This window comes from Alteromonas lipotrueae, assembly GCF_019249215.1.
Taxonomy (GTDB): domain Bacteria; phylum Pseudomonadota; class Gammaproteobacteria; order Enterobacterales; family Alteromonadaceae; genus Alteromonas; species Alteromonas lipotrueae.
On sequence record NZ_JAESDI010000032.1, the window covers coordinates 1 to 4,372 of the forward strand.

Sequence of the window (4,372 nt, forward strand, 5' to 3'; positions counted from 1 at the left end):
ATGGTAATACCACGAGCTTTTTCTTCAGGCGCGTTATCGATTTGATCGAAAGCCTGAGCTGAACCACCGTATGTCTTAGAAAGAACAGTAGTGATTGCCGCAGTTAGAGTAGTTTTTCCGTGGTCAACGTGGCCAATAGTACCAACGTTTACATGGGGTTTCGTACGTTCAAACTTTTCTTTTGCCATTTCTATTATCCCAGCAAAGTTACTTTAAAAATTTATGAAATTCTATAAACATGAGCTGGGGAGAAACTGGTGCTGATAGGCAGATTTGAACTGCCGACCTCACCCTTACCAAGGGTGCGCTCTACCAACTGAGCTATATCAGCACTGATTTGGAGCGAGCAGTGGGAATCGAACCCACATCATCAGCTTGGAAGGCTGAGGTAATAGCCATTATACGATGCTCGCAAATCCTAATTCTCTGGCCACCTCATAAAAAAGTGGTGGAGGGGGCAGGATTCGAACCTGCGAAGGCTGAGCCGTCAGATTTACAGTCTGATCCCGTTGACCGCTTGGGTACCCCTCCAGATTGATGGTGCCGACTGCCGGAGTCGAACTGGCGACCTACTGATTACAAGTCAGTTGCTCTACCAACTGAGCTAAGTCGGCACTACATCAAGTGGGTGCGCATTCTAGAGTAATGAATTACTCAGTGCAAGTGTTGTTTTGAAAAATTTTACTTTTTCTTTTTTGACCGATAAAAACTTATCAATCAAACCAGTTACGTAAGAAGCTCGCTTCTTGCGTAGCGGGCCAAACCTTGCACCACCAAATGAGCGGGACGAATCCTAACATCGCTTTCAAGGAATGCAAACATTTTTTTGTCCCCACCCCCTAAAATTATATCAAAATCGGTTTGTTTGCTGGATAAGTAATCAACGGCGCTCAAATAAACACCATACACTGCGGCATAGCAGCCTGTTGCAACACATTCTTCGGTATCGTTGCCCAGGGTGAGACTGGTCGGAATTTCGTCATTTGCATACACTTTCTTAGTGGAATTAAGTAATGCTTGTTTCATTACTTGAAAGCCAGGGGTGATCCAACCGCCTAAATGTTGACCATCTACCACAAAATCAACCGTAATTGCTGTGCCCACATCCATCACAAAAAATGCTTTTTGTGATTTTTCTGCAGCACAAACCATGGCAAGCCATCGATCAACCCCCATTTTTTTTTCGTTTTCGTAACTATTTTTTATGCCGAAGGCTTCTCGCTCGGTATTTTTCTCTTCAACAGCGATATTTCTCTGTTCGCAAGCGGCGAAAATTTGTTCGACCGCATCTGCTTTTCGTACTGAGGCTAAATATAAGTGGGAAATATTTTGCTGTTTATCGATAAAAGAAAGTAAATCGGATAAATTTTCTGTGGCGGTTGGCTCATTTTCGGCATTAGATAACAAACAATATTTAAATCGCGTATTACCAACGTCCACTAAAACGACATTTTTATCGGTTACCACGTAAGCTAACCTCTCCACCGTGGAATCGAGTAATGCCATCTTGGGTTTCTACCAACAATGCACCGCTGGCATCTACGCCTCGATCAATACCAGAAAAACGCTTTTCGCCCATTTGTAGCACAATCCTTTTATCTGCATACAGGTCTAGTGCTTCCCAATGAGGTGCGAACGGGCCAAAACCTTGTTGGGTGAACTTAGGTAATAATGCCCAAAGGGATTTTATTATGGCTGCCGCTAAACTATTTCTATCTGGCGTGTGTCCTAAATAAGATGTTAAATCGCTATGAGGCTGTCCAACGTCATATTGGCTATCAGGAACACACACATTTAAGCCTATTCCAATAACAGAATGCGCAGTAGCACCAATTTGGCCTTCAACTTCTATAAGAATGCCGGCGAGCTTTTTACCTTGAAGGTAAATGTCGTTAGGCCACTTCAGTTCAGCATCATCTACGCCAAAGTCTTTTAATGCTTCACATACTGCCAAACCAACCATTAACGACAAACCCGCCATACTTTGGTAACCATCCGGGAAAGACCAATACATAGAAAACGTTAAGCTACCACCAATAGGCGCTAACCAGGTTCTACCATGACGACCACGACCCGCCGTTTGAATTTCAGCGAATATTGCATCACCGTCTGCCAATTCATGACGGGCATTAGCAATGCGCTTTTTCATTTCAGTATTAGTAGAAGGTAAAACCGACTCAACATCTATCATGGCGCGCTTAGTATTACCTAAGTGCTTCTTAATACTCTCTGCATTTAACAAAGAAAAACCTCGCTCTAAACGGTAACCCTTACCTTTAACTTTAAAAACATCTAATCCCCAGTCAGAAAGCTGAGAAATATGGCCTGCAACAGCGGTGCGGGAAAGACCAACTTGTTGCGCTATGGTTTCACCTGAATGGAAGTGTCCATCAGACAACAAGGCCAATATATGTTTTCTGACTGATTTTGACGCCTGCCTCATAATTGCTGTCTCATAATTGAATGAGTCCTTCCTTACCAACTAAACGTACTTCTGGCTCGAGTGTTATTTTAAATTTACTTTCTACCGCATGCATTATTTGTTTAGCTAGGGCAATTAAGTCATTTCCCAGCGCGTTTCCTATATTAGTTAATACTAGCGGCTGTGTAGGGTGACACCTAACATCATTAAGCGCCTTTCCTTTAAAACCCATCTGATCGATAAGCCATGCAGCAGGTACTTTTACCTGATTTTCTGACACCGGGTAACTCGGTATATCAAGATAGTGACATTTGAGTTCTTCAAAATGCGTTAATGCAATAACAGGGTTCTTAAAGAAACTACCTGCATTTCCAAGCTGCTTAGGATCAGGAAGCTTGGCTTTTCGCACTTCTATTACCTTATTAAAGATATCTTTCGCACTAGGGCAGTCTATAGCCGATAATTCACCATAACTCGCCACAACGTCGTACGCCTTGGGAAGTGTAAAATTCACTTTGGTGATAAGCGCTTTACCATATAAGGCGTGTTTAAAAATACTATCGCGGTAACCAAACTGGCAATCAGCCCCCTTAATAAGAAAGGGTTCTTTTGTTTCAAGCAGTATCGCTTCTATAGAATCTATGAATGAATGTACCTCTACCCCGTAAGCCCCAATATTTTGAATAGGCGATGCGCCTACGGAACCTGGGATCAGCGCAAGGTTTTCAAGGCCAAACCAGCCATTTTGCATACACAGCGATACAAACTCATGCCAATCTTCCCCCGCCCCAACACTAATATGATGATGTGATTCGGTGTCGTAGTGGCTAATACCCTTAATTTTATTTACTAGCACCACACCTTCGAAGTCATCCAAAAATACCGAATTGCTTCCACCACCTAAAATATACGTATTAATTTCGGGATTGTAAGCTTTCAAAAATGAATCTACAGAGTCGAATTCGACGATAGATGCGCAATTCGAGGCTAATGAAAAGGTATGATATTGCTTTAATGAGGGCATAGCACTTTATAGAAGAATAATAATGCGCTAATGGTAGGTGAAGCTGATGTTAATTAAAAGCAGTTTAGAGGGATTGGTTAAGGAGATCGCCCCCTGTATATATTTCACACATTGCAGAGTTTGCAACCATTGCCCGTCGACTTTTATCTGTTATTAGTCACAAATAACATAAAGTTAGGTAGTGGCATAAAATATGAATCTTTACTTCTTACACTGAAACGTTTTGTCTCTTTTTGAGCAGAACGCACTTAAGTAAATGGAGTTTATTATGAAAAAGCTTTCACTATCTATGTTAATGAGCACACTAATTTCGAGTTTGGTTATGGCCTCGTCCAACGGTAAGATAGAGACTAGTTTTACGGGGTTAGATTCTGATGGTGACGAATTACTCACATCGAGTGAATTGGAAGGAACATCAATAGCGCCTTTTTTAGGAAATATAGACACAAACAGCGACTCTGCTATAAACCTCTCCGAATTTAACGAATTCGTAAAAGCAAATACCAGCAAATTTAGTGAGGATGTGATTGCGACTGTTAATGAAAATAGTGTAGAAGACGCCGTTAGCGTAGAAAAGGTAGATGATGTAGAAAACACCGCCATGGTATCAGCGGTTGTTGTTAATTTTGAAAAAGCGGACATAAACGAAGATGGTACATTGTCATCTGCTGAAGTATCTAAAGCCAATATAGACGGAAACTTCACTAAAATGGATAAAGACGGGGATGGGGCGATCACCAGAAAAGAACTTGAACATTATCTGAAAAAGAAAGGTAAGCAATAAGTATCTTTGTTTTCAAACAATGAGCAATGCGGATTAATAACCCGCCTAGCTTCACTTTCCTGCAGGCATAAAAAAAGCCCTTATCATACGATAAGGGCTTTCTTCGAATGGGACCTGGCAGTGTGCTACTCTCACATGGGGA

General features: G+C 41.7%; 5 protein-coding genes and 4 tRNA genes. 1 reads left to right on the forward strand and 8 read right to left on the reverse strand.

Features of this window, described 5'->3' with window-relative positions; translation table 11 throughout:
- The 8 genes from JKP82_RS20580 to murB form a co-directional block, all read right to left on the reverse strand.
- On the reverse strand, window positions 1-188 hold a 188-nt coding region (locus JKP82_RS20580; RefSeq protein WP_246604378.1), incomplete at its 3' end, for a GTP-binding protein.
- A 67-nt stretch (window positions 189-255) separates the two neighbouring features.
- Window positions 256-331 (reverse strand) — tRNA-Thr (locus JKP82_RS20585).
- 7 nt (window positions 332-338) lie between these two features.
- Window positions 339-413 (reverse strand) — tRNA-Gly (locus tag JKP82_RS20590).
- Between the two features lie 33 nt (window positions 414-446).
- A tRNA-Tyr gene (locus tag JKP82_RS20595) sits at window positions 447-531 on the reverse strand.
- Between the two features lie 7 nt (window positions 532-538).
- A tRNA-Thr gene (locus JKP82_RS20600) sits at window positions 539-614 on the reverse strand.
- 112 nt (window positions 615-726) lie between these two features.
- A complete protein-coding gene (locus JKP82_RS20605; protein ID WP_232370696.1) occupies window positions 727-1,467 on the reverse strand; it encodes a type III pantothenate kinase in 741 nt (246 codons plus the stop codon).
- Entirely contained in the window at window positions 1,454-2,443 is a 990-nt protein-coding gene (gene birA / locus JKP82_RS20610) for a bifunctional biotin--[acetyl-CoA-carboxylase] ligase/biotin operon repressor BirA (protein WP_218398562.1), read from the reverse strand. The genes JKP82_RS20605 and birA overlap by 14 nt, the downstream gene beginning before the upstream one ends.
- 10 nt (window positions 2,444-2,453) lie before the next feature.
- Window positions 2,454-3,446 (reverse strand): UDP-N-acetylmuramate dehydrogenase, encoded by a 993-nt coding sequence (gene murB / locus JKP82_RS20615; protein WP_159533413.1) that lies wholly within the window; start codon window positions 3,444-3,446, stop codon window positions 2,454-2,456.
- A gap of 268 nt (window positions 3,447-3,714) precedes the next feature.
- On the opposite strand from murB, the gene JKP82_RS20620 reads away from it, so the two are divergent.
- Window positions 3,715-4,230 carry an EF-hand domain-containing protein gene (locus tag JKP82_RS20620; protein WP_218398564.1) on the forward strand — a complete coding sequence of 172 codons (516 nt, stop codon included), beginning with the start codon at window positions 3,715-3,717 and terminating at the stop codon, window positions 4,228-4,230.
- The last annotated feature ends 142 nt before the right edge of the window (window positions 4,231-4,372 follow it).

What these genes read in the sequence shown, in the direction of transcription:
- birA (WP_218398562.1), bottom strand. Translation starts at nt 2,443, where the DNA reads ATGAGGCAGGCGTCAAAATCAGTCAGAAAACATATATTGGCCTTGTTG.
- murB (WP_159533413.1), bottom strand. Translation starts at nt 3,446, where the DNA reads ATGCCCTCATTAAAGCAATATCATACCTTTTCATTAGCCTCGAATTGC.
- JKP82_RS20620 (WP_218398564.1), top strand. Translation starts at nt 3,715, where the DNA reads ATGAAAAAGCTTTCACTATCTATGTTAATGAGCACACTAATTTCGAGT.